This window comes from Nitrobacter sp. Nb-311A (assembly GCF_000152905.1).
Classification (GTDB): domain Bacteria; phylum Pseudomonadota; class Alphaproteobacteria; order Rhizobiales; family Xanthobacteraceae; genus Nitrobacter.
Genome location: NZ_AAMY01000010.1, coordinates 71,172 through 87,503, shown reverse-complemented (window position 1 = coordinate 87,503; position 16,332 = coordinate 71,172). Strand labels below are relative to the sequence as shown.

13 protein-coding genes are annotated in these 16,332 nt (G+C 60.3%); 3 read left to right on the top strand and 10 right to left on the bottom strand.

Annotated elements, in window-relative coordinates; all coding sequences use genetic code 11:
- Positions 1-511: 511 nt before the first annotated feature.
- Positions 512-1,228, bottom strand: coding sequence for a 7-cyano-7-deazaguanine synthase QueC (gene queC / locus NB311A_RS05695; RefSeq protein ID WP_040674059.1), 717 nt, complete (start codon positions 1,226-1,228; stop codon positions 512-514).
- 237 nt (positions 1,229-1,465) lie between these two features.
- Between queC and mazG the strand changes: the two genes are divergently transcribed.
- The gene (gene mazG, locus NB311A_RS05690) at positions 1,466-2,314 is read left to right on the top strand and encodes a nucleoside triphosphate pyrophosphohydrolase (protein WP_009797511.1); all 849 of its coding nucleotides are present in this window, start codon (positions 1,466-1,468) and stop codon (positions 2,312-2,314) included.
- A gap of 77 nt (positions 2,315-2,391) precedes the next feature.
- Here mazG and NB311A_RS05685 read toward each other — a convergent pair whose 3' ends face one another.
- The 9 genes from NB311A_RS05685 to dusB all read right to left on the bottom strand — a co-directional run bounded on the left by NB311A_RS05685 (position 2,392) and on the right by dusB (position 14,268).
- A complete protein-coding gene (locus NB311A_RS05685; RefSeq protein ID WP_040674081.1) occupies positions 2,392-3,828 on the bottom strand; it encodes an NAD-dependent succinate-semialdehyde dehydrogenase in 1,437 nt (478 codons plus the stop codon).
- Between the two features lie 221 nt (positions 3,829-4,049).
- Positions 4,050-5,423: a GTPase HflX gene (gene hflX / locus NB311A_RS05680; protein WP_009797509.1), complete on the bottom strand. Its 1,374-nt coding sequence runs from the start codon at positions 5,421-5,423 to the stop codon at positions 4,050-4,052.
- Positions 5,424-5,446: 23 nt separating this feature from the next.
- Positions 5,447-5,695: an RNA chaperone Hfq gene (gene hfq / locus NB311A_RS05675; RefSeq protein ID WP_009797508.1), complete on the bottom strand. Its 249-nt coding sequence runs from the start codon at positions 5,693-5,695 to the stop codon at positions 5,447-5,449.
- A gap of 180 nt (positions 5,696-5,875) precedes the next feature.
- Positions 5,876-6,733 carry a D-amino-acid transaminase gene (locus NB311A_RS05670; protein WP_009797507.1) on the bottom strand — a complete coding sequence of 286 codons (858 nt, stop codon included), beginning with the start codon at positions 6,731-6,733 and terminating at the stop codon, positions 5,876-5,878.
- A 22-nt stretch (positions 6,734-6,755) separates the two neighbouring features.
- Positions 6,756-8,126, bottom strand: coding sequence for a sigma-54 dependent transcriptional regulator (locus NB311A_RS05665; protein ID WP_009797506.1), 1,371 nt, complete (start codon positions 8,124-8,126; stop codon positions 6,756-6,758).
- Between the two features lie 17 nt (positions 8,127-8,143).
- The gene (locus tag NB311A_RS05660) at positions 8,144-10,444 is read right to left on the bottom strand and encodes a PAS domain-containing sensor histidine kinase (RefSeq protein ID WP_040674058.1); all 2,301 of its coding nucleotides are present in this window, start codon (positions 10,442-10,444) and stop codon (positions 8,144-8,146) included.
- Between the two features lie 161 nt (positions 10,445-10,605).
- Positions 10,606-12,045: a nitrogen regulation protein NR(I) gene (gene ntrC, locus NB311A_RS05655; RefSeq protein ID WP_040674078.1), complete on the bottom strand. Its 1,440-nt coding sequence runs from the start codon at positions 12,043-12,045 to the stop codon at positions 10,606-10,608.
- 7 nt (positions 12,046-12,052) lie between these two features.
- Entirely contained in the window at positions 12,053-13,222 is a 1,170-nt protein-coding gene (locus tag NB311A_RS05650; RefSeq protein WP_009797502.1) for a nitrogen regulation protein NR(II), read from the bottom strand.
- Complete coding sequence (gene dusB / locus NB311A_RS05645; protein WP_040674056.1) at positions 13,219-14,268, bottom strand: tRNA dihydrouridine synthase DusB; 1,050 nt, start codon at positions 14,266-14,268, stop codon at positions 13,219-13,221. The genes NB311A_RS05650 and dusB overlap by 4 nt, the downstream gene beginning before the upstream one ends.
- A 218-nt stretch (positions 14,269-14,486) precedes the next feature.
- Here dusB and NB311A_RS05640 point away from each other — a divergent pair, with 218 nt between their 5' ends.
- Positions 14,487-15,683, top strand: coding sequence for a bifunctional 2-C-methyl-D-erythritol 4-phosphate cytidylyltransferase/2-C-methyl-D-erythritol 2,4-cyclodiphosphate synthase (locus NB311A_RS05640; protein WP_009797500.1), 1,197 nt, complete (start codon positions 14,487-14,489; stop codon positions 15,681-15,683).
- Position 15,684: 1 nt separating this feature from the next.
- Positions 15,685-16,311 (top strand): CinA family protein, encoded by a 627-nt coding sequence (locus NB311A_RS05635; protein WP_009797499.1) that lies wholly within the window; start codon positions 15,685-15,687, stop codon positions 16,309-16,311.
- Positions 16,312-16,332: the final 21 nt, after the last annotated feature.

Sequence of the window (16,332 nt, the reverse complement as noted above, 5' to 3'; positions counted from 1 at the left end):
TCGGTGGTGGGGTATCGATGCCCGGGACAAGATCGGAGGCCTGCGTAAGACCTTGCGGCACCGTGGCGGCGTGATGTTCGATCATAACAGCGAGCGACGGCGGATCTTGCAGCGAGACCGGAAAGCATCCATGACAGTGATGATCAGCGTGTATTCCCGGCGGAGCGTTGGGGTCCGTAGGGACCGAGGCTGTTGAAAGGACGATCTGGCCTGCCGGAGAAGTCACATCCACGTCGAAAGACTGATGCAACATGCCCGACAATAGGTAGGTCACAATCAAAAAAACTGCCGCAAACCTGTTACGCGATGCGCAGAGGCTATGAGTTTGATTTGTGACGGTAAGAATCAAGGGCGTACTCGTCTCAAGCAACGTTCGTTGTCTAACACGCTCGCGGGCATCAAGTCGACTGCAACACTATAACATGCCCGGCGGGCACCAAGCGGAGGACGGGTCAGGGTAACCGGATTTCTGTCGGCCTGTTGAGTTCGGCATCGCGGTTACAGACTGTAATTAAACCGTTTGGGTTACGTACTTGCGCCAGCCTTTTGCACGTAACTCACAGGCCGGGCACGTGGCGCAGCCATAACCCCACGCGTGTCGCGCGCCCCGCTCGCCAAGATAACAGGTGTGTGAATGCTCGCGAATTAGATCGACCAATCCAGCTCCGCCAAGTTCATGCGCAAGCGACCAGGTCGCGCCCTTGTCAAGCCGCATCAGCGGCGTATGCAGTTCAAACCGCGTGGCCATCCCAAGATTGAGAGCGGTGCGCAAAGCCCTGATGGTTTCATCGCGGCAGTCGGGATAGCCGGAGTAATCGGTCTCGCACATGCCGCCGACGATATCCGTCACGCCGCGCCTGTAGGCCAGCGCCGCCGCGAAAGTCAGAAACACCAGATTGCGTCCCGGCACGAACGTGTTGGGTAATCCGCCCTCGCCCATTTCGATCGCGACGTTGCGGGTCAGCGCCGTATCGGAAATCTCCGCCAGCGTGGGAACGGCGAGCGTGTGGGTTTCGCCGAGCTTTTTCGCCCAATCCGGACGCAGGGATGCCATGCCTGCGAGCAGCTTGTCGCGGCAGTTAAGTTCGATGGCGTGGCGCTGACCGTAGTCGAAACCCAGCGTTTCGACCCGTGCGAAGCGTTGCAGCGCCCACGCAAGGCACGTCGCGGAGTCCTGACCTCCGGAAAACAGCACGAGTGCGGTACGTGAAGTGGCTTCATCAATCATGGCGATGCCAATAGCATCCCGCGGCAGCCGCGCCAATCAGTGGGGATTGCGTGGCCGACTGCCTCTTTCTGCTGGGATGGCGGCGCGATTTCCGGCATAGAGAAAAAGCTATGGCGTTTTCGAGCGAAGTGGATACCGGCTCGCGTAAAGAAAACGCGTCAAGTTAAATCACAGAGCCTCGCTCCGGATTCTACCAGGAGCGGAAGGGCTCTTGTCCATCTCGATACCGGTGAACCGATGATTCCTTCCCGCGATATTTCACGTCTGATCGATATCATGGAGCAATTGAGAACGCCCGGCACCGGCTGCCCGTGGGATCTCGAGCAGACATTTGCCACCATTGCGCCCTACACCATCGAAGAAGCTTACGAGGTGGCGGACGCGATCGCGCGCAACGATTTGATCGATCTCTGCGATGAGCTTGGCGACCTGCTGTTGCAAGTTGTCTTTCACTCACGCATGGCCGAAGAGCAGGACGCCTTTTCGTTCGGGGATGTGGTCGAAGCGATTACGCGCAAAATGATCCGACGGCATCCGCATGTATTTCCCGATGACTCAGGATACATCGCGCCATCAGATGTGAAAGGAACGTGGGAGCGCATCAAGGCGGAAGAAAAGGCGGAGCGCGCCGCGCGCAAGCCAGTGAAGGAAACGCCGGCCTCGGGTCTGCTCACCGGCATCAAGGCCGGACAGCCCGCATTGGCGCGCGCGATGGCCTTGCAATGGAAGGCTTCGACAGTGGGCTTCGACTGGAACGATCCCCGTGCCGTACTCGACAAGATTCGCGAGGAATGCGACGAGATCGAAGCGGCGCTAGACCGTGGCGACAAGTCCGAGATCGCGTCGGAAACGGGCGACCTCATGTTCGCACTGGTCAACCTTGCACGTCATGTCGATGCCGATCCTGAAATGGCGCTGCGTGGAGCCAATGCGAAATTCGAGCGGCGTTTTACCTACATCGAACAGACGCTCGCGGCCAAGGGCCGCTCGCTGGAGAGCGCCTCTCTTGCGGAGATGGATGCGTTGTGGAACGAGGCGAAGGAACGGGAGAAAGAGGGTTCTCAACCGACGCTCACACCATCTTGAGGCGCTCGCCATGCCCACTTCCCTCTCCCACAAGGCAGAGGGAAATCGCCGCAAGAGTATCGATCACGAGGCTGCTCTCACACCCCGTTCTGACTGATGAACTTGGTGATGAGGTAGGCCTCCATCGCCTCGATTCCACCCTCTGAGCCGTAGCCGGAATCCTTCACGCCCCCGAAGGGGTTCTCCGGCAGAGCGAGACCGACATTGTTGATTGCAACCATGCCGCTTTCAATCGCGGCGCCTATGGCGGTCGCTGTTCTGGTCGAACTGGTGAACGCGTAGGACGCGAGGCCATATGGCAAACGGTTCGCTTCTTCAATGGCCTCATCGAAATTCGAGAACGGCGAGATCAGCGCCAGCGGGCCGAACGGCTCCTCGTTCATAGCGCGGGCATCCTTCGGCACGTCAGTCACGACCGTCGGCTCAAAAAAGTAGCCATTGTTGCTGACACGATGACCGCCCGCCGCGAGCTTGGCGCCCTTCCCGACCGCATCTTGAACAAAGCTTTCCACGGCGGACACGCGGCGCGAATTGGCGAGAGGCCCCATGTTCGATTCAGGATCAAGTCCGTTGCCGACCTTGATCGCCCTGGCGGCTTCCGTAAACCTGCCGACAAAATCCTTGTATACCGTGTCCTGCACGAGAAGGCGCGTCGGCGCGATGCAAACTTGGCCGGCGTTACGGAATTTGGCGCCCGAGATGATCTTGACCGCGCTTGCGATGTCGGCATCGTCGAACACGATGGCCGGCGCATGACCGCCGAGTTCCATGGTCGCGCGCTTCATGTGCAGTCCGGCGAGCGCTGCGAGCTGCTTCCCTACCGCCGTCGAGCCTGTGAACGATATTTTCCTGATGATCGGATGTGGGATCAGATACTCGGAGATTTCGGCAGGTACGCCGAATACAAGATTGATGACGCCAGCTGGCACGCCCGCATCAACGAATGTGCGGAGCAGTTCGGCGGGAGACGCCGGCGTTTCCTCGGGCGCCTTGACGATGATCGAGCAGCCGGCGGCGAGCGCGGCCGACAATTTGCGGCAGACCTGATTGATGGGGAAATTCCACGGCGTAAATGCCGCCGCAGGACCGACCGGTTCCTTGATCGCAATCTGGTAGATACCCGGCCCGCGCGCCGGAATCACGCGGCCGTACGCCCGTCGGGACTCTTCCGCAAACCATTCGATGATGTCGGCCGCAACCAGCGTCTCCATTCTGGCTTCAGCGAAAATCTTACCCTGCTCCATGGTCATCAGCGTTGCGATGCTGTCGACCCGCTCCCGCATCAGGGCTGCCGCTTTACGCATGATCTTGGAGCGCTCGAAAGGCGCGACCGCTCGCCAGATCTTGAATCCTTTATCAGCGGCCGCGAGCGCCTCGTCGAGATCGGCACGATCGGCATGAGCGACCGTTCCGATCTGCTCTTCGGTAGCAGGGTTGAAGACGGCGATCTTCTTGCCGGAGACGCCGGGGCGCCACCTCCCGTCGATCAGCAGAGATGTATTCTGATAACTCAAGAAGATCTCCTGCGGCATTCGAGAGATTGGTGGAGCATGGAACAGTTTGCGGCTTTGCCGGTCAAGACCGTTCTGCGCGTCCCTGCTTTGCGAAGAGGAAACAGGTGAAGCAGCTCATGAGAGTCCTATTCAACGGGGCCTTGAATCAAACTCTGGTTTACTGCCTTTCAACTGAGCATGATCTTATCCGAAAACCGGTTTCCACTTTTCGGGATTATGCTCTAAAGCGGACGTGGTACTGCGCCGTATCGGTTGACGAGTATGTCTCGTTTGGTCTCATCGGCCCGGACGGTCATGTCGTAACGGCCGTCGCGCAGTTCCTTGGCGAGCACTTCGGAGTTGCGATGCAGCCAACTGATCGCCGCACCATTCGAGGCATCGACCGACAAATCCAGCGTGGTTCGTGTTGCCGCAAGCCGATCCTCGATCGCCGCGAGCAACGTCTCGACGCCTTCGCCTGTTTCGGCGGAGACGAGAAAACACGGCACATCAGTCGAGCGGCGCGCGACAATGTTCTCTAATTCCTTGCGCTGGTCCACATCGAAACGATCGATCTTGTTCCAGACCTCGAGAATGCGCGCCGCTCCTCCGCGCTCGATGCCGAGTTGATGCAGAACCGCTTCGACGTCGTGCTGCTGCGGCTCCGTATCTTCATGCGAAATGTCACGAACATGGAGGATAATGTCCGCCTCCATCACCTCCTCCAGCGTCGCGCGAAACGCAGCGACGAGCTGGGTCGGCAAGTTGGATATGAATCCGACGGTGTCAGACAACATCGCTTTCCCGCCGTGGGGTAGCGCAAGCGAGCGTAACGTGGGATCGAGCGTCGCGAACAGCATGTCCGCCGCCTGAACGTCGGCGCGAGTCAATCGATTGAACAGCGTCGACTTGCCAGCATTTGTATAGCCGACGAGGGCGACCACGCGATATGGCACGCGTTGTCGCCCGGCGCGATGCAGCCGCCGCGTCGCCTGTACCTTTTTGAGTTCGTTTTCCAGTCGCGCGATGCGATCGCCGATCAGGCGGCGGTCGGCCTCGATCTGGGTTTCGCCGGGGCCACCCATGAAGCCGAAGCCGCCGCGCTGCCGTTCAAGATGAGTCCAGGAGCGCACGAGACGGCTACGCTGATAGTTAAGATGAGCGAGTTCGACCTGAAGCGCGCCCTCTTTCGTCTTTGCGCGGCGCCCGAAGATTTCGAGGATCAAGCCCGTCCGGTCCAGCACTTTTGTGCCCCAAGCTTTTTCCAGATTGCGCTGTTGAACGGGTGACAGCGTACAATCCATCACCACGAGACTGGCTCCATCGGCCGCGATCAAGCCCTTCAACTCTTCGACCTTGCCCTTGCCGAGATAGGTTGCGGGCCTGATCTGGCTGACGGGAGCAACTATCGCCTGAACCACATGAAGATCGATTGCCCTCGCCAGACCGCTGGCTTCATCCAGCCGGGCATTGGTATTGCGCAGGGAGCGTCCTGCCCGCGTCTCGGCATCGCCCCGCGCTCGCAGATAGGGACCGATAACGATCGCTCGTCCGGTTGGTTGACCCTGAATCGACCCCGATGGGTCGATGCTCCCCTCTAATTGGCGGGGTTCCAATCAGGAAACTTTCACATACTTGCTCAAAGCGGAGCGTCCTCGCCACCTTCAAATAACTGGATCGGAGCACCTGGCATGATCGTCGAAATCGCGTGTTTGTAGACCAGTTGCGAATGGCCATCGCGTCTCAGCAGAAGGCAGAAATTATCGAACCAAGTAACGATTCCCTGTAGTTTGACTCCGTTTACGAGAAAGATCGTCAGGGGCGTTTTTGTCTTGCGAACGTGGTTGAGGAAAGTGTCCTGTAGGTTTTGTGCGCGGTCTATCGCCATTTTTGTTATCCCGCAGTTTAACTTTGCTTTTTTGAGCCGGAAACGACCCTCCGGGCGTCTCATGGCCGCCGGCTCCCCCTGAGTCCTCCTCATGGCCCCGGCAATGCTGGATTAGAAGGCAGAGTATGCTGTTACGCAAGCCGGTTCAGGCCATGGGTTCGCTCGGATATACAAAAACCATCAGGAAAATGCTGAAAAGCGGTGGAATTCTTCCCGAAGCCGCCTTGTAATACCGCCCGGCTGACCATTTCCCACCACCTGACCGTCGATCGCGACGACGGGCATGACGACCTGAGTAGCCGAAGTTACGAAAGCCTCCGCTGCCTCGCGCGCTTCCTCAGGCGTGAACGGGCGTTCCTCCAGGCTGATCTGAAGAGCCTTCATGACGTCCATGAGGACAGCCCGCGTGATGCCCGCGAGAATGCCGACGTCTACCGACCGGGTGACGGCGCGGCCGTCCGCCGTCACGATCCAGGCGTTGCTCGACGCACCCTCGGTAATGAATCCGTCGCGGTCGACGTACCACGCCTCATAGGCTCCTTCTTCCCGCGCTTGCTGCTTTGCCAGCACGTTGGGCAGCAGCGAAACCGACTTGATATCCACCCGCGGCCAACGATTTTCCGGCAGCGTGATCACCTTGATTCCGGTCGCGGCGATTTGCTGCTTCTTCTCGTAGTTGAGCGCATGAGCTGTAATCACGACGCTTGGCTTCACAGGGTTTGGCGGAAATGCATGATCACGCCGTGCCACCCCCCGAGTCACCTGCAGATACACCATTCCGTACGTCACGCGATTCCGGCGCACCACCTCTCGCATGATGATGGCGAGCGCCGCGACCGGCATCGGTTCGGCGATCCGCAACTCGCGCAGCGAACGCTGCAATCGAGTCATGTGCCGCGAAAAATCAACCAGCCTCGCGCCGCGCACTTCGCAAACCTCGTAAACGCCGTCGGCGAACTGATAGCCGCGATCCTCGACGTTGACGCAGGCATCGCGCAGATCGCGATATAGGCCGTTGACATAAGCAATTCGCGGCATGTGGCGAGTTCGCCCCAGAGTTCTAGTTGACGCCGAGCGCCTTGAGTTTGCGATGCAATGCCGAGCGTTCCATGCCGACAAACTCCGCGGTTCGAGAGATATTGTTAGAGAAACGGCTGATCTGGGCGATCAGATAGTCTCGCTCGAAAACCTCGCGAGCTTCGCGCAGCGGCAAGCCCATGATGTGCTCACCATTGACACCTGACGGCATTGCCGGGACCATGGAGCCGACATCCTGCGGCAACATATCCGCGGTAATGATGACTTCGGGACCCCCGCCAGCCAGAATCATCACGCGTTCGACGTTGTTTCGCAGTTGCCGGACGTTTCCCGGCCAGACATGCGATTGCAGCACCGCCATCGCGTCATCGCCGATCTTGCGCTTGGGCAGCCCACTCGCGGCGGAGATATGGTCCATGAAACATTCAATCAGTTCGGGAATGTCCTCGCGGCGCTCGGACAAGGGCGGAACACGGATCGGCACCACCGATAGCCGATGGTAAAGGTCTTCGCGGAACCTGCCTGCGGCAATCTCCTCTTCCAGGTTTCGCGCTGTCGATGAGATGATGCGCACATCCACCTTGATCTTGGTCGCACCGCCTGAGCGTTGAAAGGTCTGGTCGACCAGGACCCGCATGATCTTGTTCTGCGTCTCGCGCGGCATATCGCCGATCTCGTCGATGAACAAGGTCCCGCCATGCGCCTCTTCCAGAGCGCCGGCCTTGCGGGGTTGCTGACCGTCGGTCTGCTCGACGCCGAACAGTTCGAATTCCATTCGCTCTGGCGTAATCGCAGCGGCGTTGATGACAACAAACGGACCATCGGCGCGGTTCGACTGATTGTGAAGCGTTCGCGCAGCCAGTTCCTTGCCGGATCCGGACGGGCCGACGATCATGATGCGGCTGTTGGCTTTCGCCGCACGCTCGATGGTTTGCCGAAGCTGGTTCATGCATGGCGAGCGTCCAACCAGCGAGCCCGCCGCCGGCGCGAGTTGCTTCAATTCGCGCACCTCGCGCTTCAGACGTGACGTTTCCAGCGCACGGGTCGCCACCAGAATCAGGCGATCGGACTTGAACGGCTTTTCAATGAAGTCGTAGGCGCCGCGTTTGATGGCCGCGACTGCCGTTTCGATGTTGCCATGACCGGAGATCATGACGACCGGCATATCGGGGCTGTCCTGCTTGATCATTTCGAGCAGTTGCAGCCCGTCAAGTTTGCTGCCTTGCAGCCAGATGTCCAGAAATACCATGTGCGGACGACGGCTCGAAACCTCCGCCAGCGCTTCATCGCTGTTACGCGCAGTTCGGGTTGTAAAACCCTCATCTTCCAGGATGCCTGCAACGAGCTCGCGAATGTCTGCCTCGTCGTCCACAATCAGAATGTCGTGTGCCATGAATTGGATCCGCCTCGTCAGTCGCCGGTAGCAACCGCAGTTTTTGTTTCTTTTCCGGTCAAGGTATCGCTGTTAGTCGCTTCATCCTTGCTAATGGTTCCAGCATTCGCTCGTCCCGTTACGGCAAACCGCAACCGCATCCAGGCTCCCCGCGCGTCCGGCCGTATTGCGGAGGCGTCGTTGAGCTCGAGCTTTCCACCATGGTCTTCCAGGACGCGCCCCACGATCGCAAGGCCAAGACCGGTGCCCTTCTCACGCGTCGTGACGTAAGGCTCCAGCAGCCGAGCGCGCGCAACTTTCGGCAAGCCGACGCCGTTGTCGATCACGTCAATGACGATGTCGTCTTCTTCCCGCGCGGCGATGACATCGATCCGGCCCTTTCCGAGCTCCTCCGGCGGCACGGCCTCGATGGCTTCGGCCGCGTTCTTGATGATATTCGTCAGTGCCTGCGAGATCAGCCGCCGATCAAACTGCGCGCGTAGCGGTTCTTGCTTGATGTCGGCCTCGATATCGATTTCGGAATGTCCGACACGCATCAGGAAAACTGTCTGGCGAACCGTATCGGCGACATCCTCTCCTTCCATGACGGGCTTCGGCATTCGCGCGAAACGCGAAAATTCATCGACCATCCGCCTGATATCCTCGACCTGACGCACGATGGTATCGGTGCACTGCTCGAAGATCGATTTGTCCTGGGTGATCGCCTTTCCGAACTTGCGGCGAATACGCTCGGCAGAGAGTTGGATCGGTGTCAACGGATTCTTGATTTCATGGGCGATTCGTCGCGCCACGTCGCCCCAGGCCGAAGTGCGCTGCGCGGTTACAAGCTCCGTGATATCATCCAGCGTGATAATGTAGCTATCCCTAGAATGACTGGTTTGCTCGGCACTGACACGCACCGAGATGTTGCGCTCATTGCCGTCGCGATTGAGGATGATCTGGCTCTGCACCAGCCGTTGCGCCCCTTCCCTCGCCGTCTGCAAGAGATCGCTCAGCTCGGGAATCACCTCGGATAACGGATGGCCCAAAGTTTCCGATTCTGAATGGCCGATCAGCTTCTCCGCCGAGCGGTTCAGAATGCGGATGGTGTTGGCGCCGTCGACTCCGATGATGCCGGCGCTGGCCGACGACAATACCGCCTCGATGAACCGGCGCCGGCTGTCGATCAGGCCGCTCGCGTTAATAAGTTCGTCGCGCTGGGTACGCAACTCGGCGGTCATTTTGTTGAATGTCTCGCCGAGTTGCGCCAAGTCCCCTTCGGATTTCAGGACGGGCACCTGAACGTTCAGGTCGCCGGTGGACACCAGGTTGGCGGCGCTCATCAGGCGGCGGACGGGGGCGACGAACCGGTCCGCGAAGTTCAGGCCAAGCAATACCGATGCCATCAGAATGGTCAGCGCGATCACGGCGAACATCAGTGCGAGCGCCACCTGTATGCCGAGGCGCCGCGCCTCGATCGTGGCGTAATCGGCAACACTCGACTCGGTCTGCTTCAGTTGCGCGACGACGTAAGGGTCGAGCAGTCTTGCGACGTAAAGAAAGGTGTCCTCAAACGCGCGCAGGCGAATGACGGCAGCGACATAGTTCGCCTCCGGAATCACCGCGATCTGCGGATCGTCCTCGTTCACATTTTTGAGAATGTCGGGGTTCGGTGTGTCGTAGGCTCGCTTGATGCCGGTTTGCGCCGATACCAGCAGATGACCTTCCTTATCGATCAGCATCGCGCCCGGAAGGTTGCGGGCCTTCGCGCTCGAGGTCAGGAGTTGAAGAAATGTCACGCGGTCCTGGTCGTACAATGGTCGCGCGTTGGAAACGTCGTTGGCCATGCCCAGGATGTCGCCGCGTATGAGCTGAGCGTGCTCATGCAGATAGGCATGCGCAACGATCCGTGAGTTTTCAATGACCTCCTTGATCGGACCTGAAAACAGACGGTCGAGTCCGCGATCGATCGTAACGCTGGCGACGACCGAAACCACGACCGCCGGCAGCACGGCAATGATCGAGAACAGACTGACGACCTGCACATGCAGCTTCGCCGCGGCGCGACCCCGGCGGCGTGCCTGCACGACGCGCCAGACCTCGCGGGCGATAATGCCGACGAGCAGAAGGATGATGCCCGCGTCTATCAGCAGAAACGTGATGACAACTCGATGGGTCGGCTCGATCGGCGTGAGACGAACCAAGACCACAAACGTCAGGAATGCCGACAGCAATGCCAGGCCGATCGCGACCGGAGCCAATAGCCGGCGCATGGTCCAGCCGCGCGACTGGGCGAGTGTCGGATCGTGTGATGGAACCGGCGTGTCTGCTGTGGTCATCCGCGAAAAAATGAGCTTGGCTGGCGTCGGTCAAACCAGCGAACTGATGCAATCTTACAACAATGTTGCACGATTGGGACATTTCCGCGGCGCGAGTATCAGGCGCGAACAGCAAATGATCGCCGGGTCGTCACTTCGCCGGTGAGCAATGGGAACCGTGCCTACCCACCGGACCGGTAGACCTGGATATCCAGATCGCGAATTTTTTTGCGGAGCGTGTTGCGGTTCAAACCTAGAAGGTCGGCTGCCCGAATCTGGTTGCCATGGGTTGCGGCCAGCGCGGCGGTGAGGAGCGGAACCTCGATCTCCCTGAGAACGCGGTGATATAAGCCCGGCGGCGGGAGCCCATTTGGAAAGCTGGAGAAAAGCGATGACAGATACATCTCCACGGAACCACCGAGACCGTTGATACTATTTCCACCGAATCCGGAACCCACCGCAGGCGATGCAAGTTCGCAGTCGATCACCGAACCGGTAATGATATCTTGCGGGTAGAGCGCAGCGAGCCTGCGCGCCAGGTTTTCCAGTTCGCGGACGTTGCCGGGCCAGCGGTGCCGCTTCAGGCGCTCGAGCGCAAGCGCGTCCAGCTTCTTGGACGGCAGCCCATCCCTTTCGGCGAGTACAAAGAAATGCCTGATCAGATCCGGCAGATCCTCGATGCGCTCGCGGAGCGGCGGCAGACGCAGCGGTACCACGTTAAGGCGGAAAAAGAGATCCTCGCGAAATAGCCCCTGCTGGATCAGAATACGAAGATCCTTGTTGGTGGCGGCAACGATGCGGACATCCGTCTTGATGGCGGTCCTTCCCCCGACGGTGCAATATTCACCCTGCTGAAGCACGCGGAGCAGACGTGTCTGCGCCTCCATCGGCATATCGCCGATTTCATCGAGAAAGAGGGTCCCTCCTTCCGCCTGCTCGAAACGGCCCGATGCGCGGGCGTTTGCCCCCGTGAACGCACCACGTTCGTGACCGAACAACTCCGATTCGATAAGGTCGCGGGGAATGGCCGCCATATTGACGGCCACGAAGGGACCGCTACGTCGCTTGCCGTAATCGTGAAGCGCGCGCGCGACCAGTTCCTTGCCGGTGCCGGACTCGCCGGAAATCATCACGGTCAGGTCAGTCTGCATCAGCCGCGCCAGCACACGGTAAATTTCCTGCATGGCGGGAGATCGACCGATCAACGGAAGGGAATCGCATTCGTCCTCGTCGTTGCGGCTGGCCGCGCGCTCCTTTGGCTCAGCGAGCGCGCGGCCCACAATTGCGATCAACTCCTTGAGATCGAACGGTTTGGGGAGATATTCATACGCGCCGCGCTCGGAAGCACGGACCGCCGTCATGAAAGTGTTCTGCGCACTCATCACAATGACCGGCAGATTCGGCCTGATCTTCTTGATACGAGGCAACAGGTCGAAAGCGGTCTCGTCCGGCATCACCACGTCCGTGATGACGATATCTCCTTCGCCTTGGCTGACCCATCGCCACAGCGTTGCGGCGTTACCGGTCAGGCGCACGTCATATCCAGCACGCGACAAAGCCTGATTGAGCACCGTTCGGATGGCTCCATCGTCGTCGGCGACAAGGATGTTGGCTGGAGGCATTGTGTCCTCATGCTGGATGGCGTGCGACGCGTGGCGGCGTTCCGGACGCGGCGGCGTCATTGCCGAGTTGGTGTATTGGACCGGAATTGAACATCGGCAGCAGGATACGGAAGATGGTCCTGCGCGGTTGCGACTCGCATTCAACGATGCCGCCGTGATCCCCAACGATTTTTGCAACCAGCGCAAGACCGAGCCCGCTCCCGGTCTGCTTGGTGGTGACGAATGGATCGAAAAGGTTCGGAAGCAGATCCTCTGCTACGCCGGGACCGTTGTCCTTGACGCAAAATTCCAGCGGCAGCGAAACCCGCGCTCTTTTTCCCGGAAGGGAAAGGCTCAAGCCTGGACGGAATGCGGTCGTGAACTGAATTTCTCCTTCCTCTCCGAGATCGGAGACGGCTTCGGCGGCATTTTTGACGAGGTTCAGAAAGACCTGAATCAATTGATCCCGGTCGGCGAGAACCGGAGGAAGCGAGGGGTCGTAATCCTCGGTGAACCTCACCTTTCGCGCGAAGCCCGACTGCGCAAGCCGTTTGACATGATCGAGCACCGAGTGAATGTTGACCGGCCCACGCGTCACCGGACGTTCGTCGCCGAACACCTCCATGCGATCGACCAGTGTGACGATGCGGTCCGCTTCATCGCAGATCAGCCGGGTCAACATCCGGTCGTCCGGAGTTGACCCCTGTTCGAGAAGCTGCGCCGCGCCGCGAATGCCCGAGAGCGGATTCTTGATCTCGTGTGCGAGCATGGCCGCAAGCGCAATCACCGAGCGCGCCGCGCTGCGGTGCGTCAACTGCCGGTCCATCTTGTCGGCGATGGTGCGCTTCTGGATCATCACCACAACGTGAGCCGGCCATTCCGCCAGGGGCGCGACATGCAGGTCGACCTGACGATCCCGGCCGATCCTCGGCGTGCCGAGATCAACCCTGAACTCGTTGACGGGAGCACCGCTGTCGCGAACCTGATCGATCAGCGTCAGGAGCGGACTGCCGAAGGGAATAAGCTGCTTCAGCGCTTCGCGTTGCAGGAACTGCTTCGACATCTCGAAAAAGGACTCTGCCGCCATGTTGGCGTCGACAATTCGACCGTCAGGCGCGACGAGCAGCACCGGGTTTGGCAGGGCGTTGAGAATGGCCTCGCCGGACGCGATGCGCGGGTGCTGCGCGGTCGACGTCATGCCGCAGCACTCCAAGCGAATTCCTCGAACGCATCCACCAGGGACCGCTGGACGCCGGCCGGATCCTCGGCCTTTAGAATTTTACCCCGCCACGTCTTCAAGACCGGTGTTGGTACAGCACGAAGCGCTGCCGCCGTATCGAGTGCCCAGCCGAGATGTTTTCGCGCATGACGAAGTCCGATGCGCAGGCCATAGTGCAGGAGCAGGTCGTCATAGAGCGCGCGGATATATGCCAGTTGATCCGCGAGCGAAGGATTCGGTTCTTCGACGCCGGTTTCGAGCCGCCGCCCGATCTGGCCGGGCATCCAGGGCCGGCCCTGCGCGCCACGTCCCACCATGACGGCATCGGCCCCTGACGCCTTTAACGCGGCGACGGCTGCTTCAAACGACGTAATATCGCCGTTGACCACGACAGGAATGCGGACCGCCTCTTTCACCGCTCGCACCGCCTGCCAGTCGGCGCAGCCCTTGTAGAATTGGCACCGCGTACGAGCGTGAACGGTAATCATCTGCACACCGACGGATTCGGCGCGCTGCGCGAGCGCTGGCGCATTGAGCGAGCGATCGTCCCATCCGAGCCGCATCTTGAGCGTGACCGGCACTTTCACCGCGCCGACCGTCGCCTCAATCAACGGTAGGGCATGGTCGAGATCGCGCATGAGAGCCGAACCCGACTGGCCGCCTGTCACGTGACGGGCGGGACAACCCATGTTGATGTCGATGATGTCGGCGCCAGCCGCCTCGGCGATCCGGGCGCCTTCCGCCATCCAGCGGGCCTCGCAGCCGGCAAGCTGAACGACGTGCGGTCCGTAACCGGTAGCCTCACAGCGGAGTACGGACATGGGCCGCCCACGGACGAGATCGTCGCTGGCGGTCATTTCGGAAACGACGAGCCCTGCCCCCAGCGATTCGGCAAGACGCCGAAACGGTCGATCGGTAATTCCCGACATCGGCGCCAGAAGAACCGGACTGGCGATCGAAATATGTCCCACCGCGAATGATCTGGAACATGATGGTGGCGCTGGACCTGTGGGACTGGCACTCATGGTCCAAACTACTCCGTCGCAGCTCTAACAACTCACTCAAGGATCAGCTTATTTATTAGGCAAAATAGATTTGTGCCTATACAATAGCCAGTTTCCGGTATCTTGCAACTGCGCTGCAACGAATAAATTCGCCATCCCATCCATCGGGACTCCTGCAGTTTTTGCTACCGTCATGGTAAGGGCCTGCTCGAATACCTGATTCCTTCATAGCGATTGCAATGCCTATCTCAAAACGAACTGCTGCCATCATTGTTGCCGCAGGCCGCGGCCTCCGCGCCGGTGCCGGAGGCCCCAAACAGTACCGGACGATTGGCGGACGAACCGTGATTTCGCGGGCGATGGAGGCGTTCTGCCAACACCCCGACGTCTTTGCCGTTCAGCCGGTGCTCAATCCCGACGACCTTTCGATGTTCAATCAGGCCGCCAGCGGGTTCCGCTACCGCTCGCCGGCGAATGGCGGGGCCACGCGCCAGGCCTCTGTTCGCGCAGGCCTCGAGGCGTTGGCGTCCGACGCGCCGGATATTGTGCTGATCCACGATGCCGCCCGCCCCTTCGTAACACCGGCGCTCATCAGCCGCGCAATTGACGCGGCGGACAAAGCCGGCGCGGCGGTGCCCGCTGTTCCCGTTACCGACACCATCAAACAGGTCGATGCATCCGGCGCGGTCAACGCGACTCCCGACCGTGCGAAGCTGCGGATCGCGCAGACGCCGCAGGCATTCCATTTCGATATGATTCTCGATGCGCACCGTCGTGCGGCGCACGAGGGCCGCGACGATTTTACCGACGATGCCGCGCTCGCCGAGTGGGTAGGATTGACGGTTGCGACATTCGAAGGCGATGCTGCAAACATGAAGCTAACAACTCCCGAAGATTTCGTGCGTGAGGAAGCGCGCCTTGCAGCCTCCCTCGGTGACATCAGAACCGGCACCGGCTACGACGTGCATGCGTTCGGCGAGGGCGATCATCTCATGCTGTGCGGCGTGAAGGTGCCGCACAATCGCGGCTTCCTGGCGCATTCCGATGGCGACGTCGGTCTGCACGCGCTGGTCGACGCTATTCTCGGAGCGCTCGCGGACGGCGACATCGGCTCGCATTTCCCTCCCAGCGACCCGCAGTGGAAGGGCGCGGCTTCCGAAAAATTTCTGAAGCATGCTATCGATCGGGTTACGGCGCGCGGTGGCCGCATCGCCAATCTCGAGGTCACCCTGATATGCCAGCGGCCTAAGATCGGGCCCCTACGCGATCAGATGCGCGCGCGCATCGCGGACATCACCGGCGTCGCGGTCTCGCGTATCGCCGTGAAGGCGACGACCAGCGAGTGGCTCGGCTTCACCGGACGTGAGGAAGGAATCGCGGCGACCGCCAGCGCCACTGTCCGTCTGCCCTGGAACGACCAAGGCCGGGACACCTGACATGAGCGGCAGCGACGTACGCGCCCTGTCGCGTTCGCTGCTGGACCTTTGCCGGATGCGCAAGCTCACCGTCGCAACGGCCGAATCCTGCACCGGCGGATTGGTCGCCGGGGCGTTGACCGAGATTCCCGGCTCCTCGGACGTCGTCGATCGTGGCTTCGTCACCTATTCCAATGACGCCAAGCGCGCGATGCTTGGCGTCAAGGCCACGACGCTCGACAGTTTCGGCGCGGTCAGCAAGGAAACCGCAACCGCGATGGCAGTTGGCGCGTTGGAGCGCGCGGGCACGGATTTTGCCGTCGCCATCACCGGAATCGCGGGTCCCGGCGGTGCGACGCCCGGCAAACCCGTGGGACTGGTTCATTTCGCTGCCGCAGCGCGTGATGGCCGCCTGATCCATCGTGAATGCCGCTTCGGCGCCATCGGTCGAAGTTCAGTACGGCAACGTTCGGTTGTCGAAGCCCTGCGGATGCTGATGGAATTGGCGCGCGGCCCGAAGCCGCCTGCGAAAGTTCGCCGCGAAAGCGTCAGCCGATTGCGGCTGCGAGCAGCGCGTACACCCGCGCGCCGTACTTCCGAGCGTCGGCGCACCACAGGACCGGTCAAACCTTCTCCAAAGAAAACGTAGAGTTTTGGCTTCTGACGGCAT

What these genes read in the sequence shown, in the direction of transcription:
- NB311A_RS05640 (WP_009797500.1), top strand. Translation starts at nt 14,487, where the DNA reads ATGCCTATCTCAAAACGAACTGCTGCCATCATTGTTGCCGCAGGCCGC.
- NB311A_RS05665 (WP_009797506.1), bottom strand. Translation starts at nt 8,126, where the DNA reads ATGGCACACGACATTCTGATTGTGGACGACGAGGCAGACATTCGCGAG.
- ntrC (WP_040674078.1), bottom strand. Translation starts at nt 12,045, where the DNA reads ATGCCTCCAGCCAACATCCTTGTCGCCGACGACGATGGAGCCATCCGA.
- NB311A_RS05635 (WP_009797499.1), top strand. Translation starts at nt 15,685, where the DNA reads ATGAGCGGCAGCGACGTACGCGCCCTGTCGCGTTCGCTGCTGGACCTT.
- NB311A_RS05670 (WP_009797507.1), bottom strand. Translation starts at nt 6,733, where the DNA reads ATGCCGCGAATTGCTTATGTCAACGGCCTATATCGCGATCTGCGCGAT.
- NB311A_RS05660 (WP_040674058.1), bottom strand. Translation starts at nt 10,444, where the DNA reads ATGACCACAGCAGACACGCCGGTTCCATCACACGATCCGACACTCGCC.
- queC (WP_040674059.1), bottom strand. Translation starts at nt 1,228, where the DNA reads ATGATTGATGAAGCCACTTCACGTACCGCACTCGTGCTGTTTTCCGGA.
- dusB (WP_040674056.1), bottom strand. Translation starts at nt 14,268, where the DNA reads ATGAGTGCCAGTCCCACAGGTCCAGCGCCACCATCATGTTCCAGATCA.
- NB311A_RS05650 (WP_009797502.1), bottom strand. Translation starts at nt 13,222, where the DNA reads ATGACGTCGACCGCGCAGCACCCGCGCATCGCGTCCGGCGAGGCCATT.
- mazG (WP_009797511.1), top strand. Translation starts at nt 1,466, where the DNA reads ATGATTCCTTCCCGCGATATTTCACGTCTGATCGATATCATGGAGCAA.
- hfq (WP_009797508.1), bottom strand. Translation starts at nt 5,695, where the DNA reads ATGGCGATAGACCGCGCACAAAACCTACAGGACACTTTCCTCAACCAC.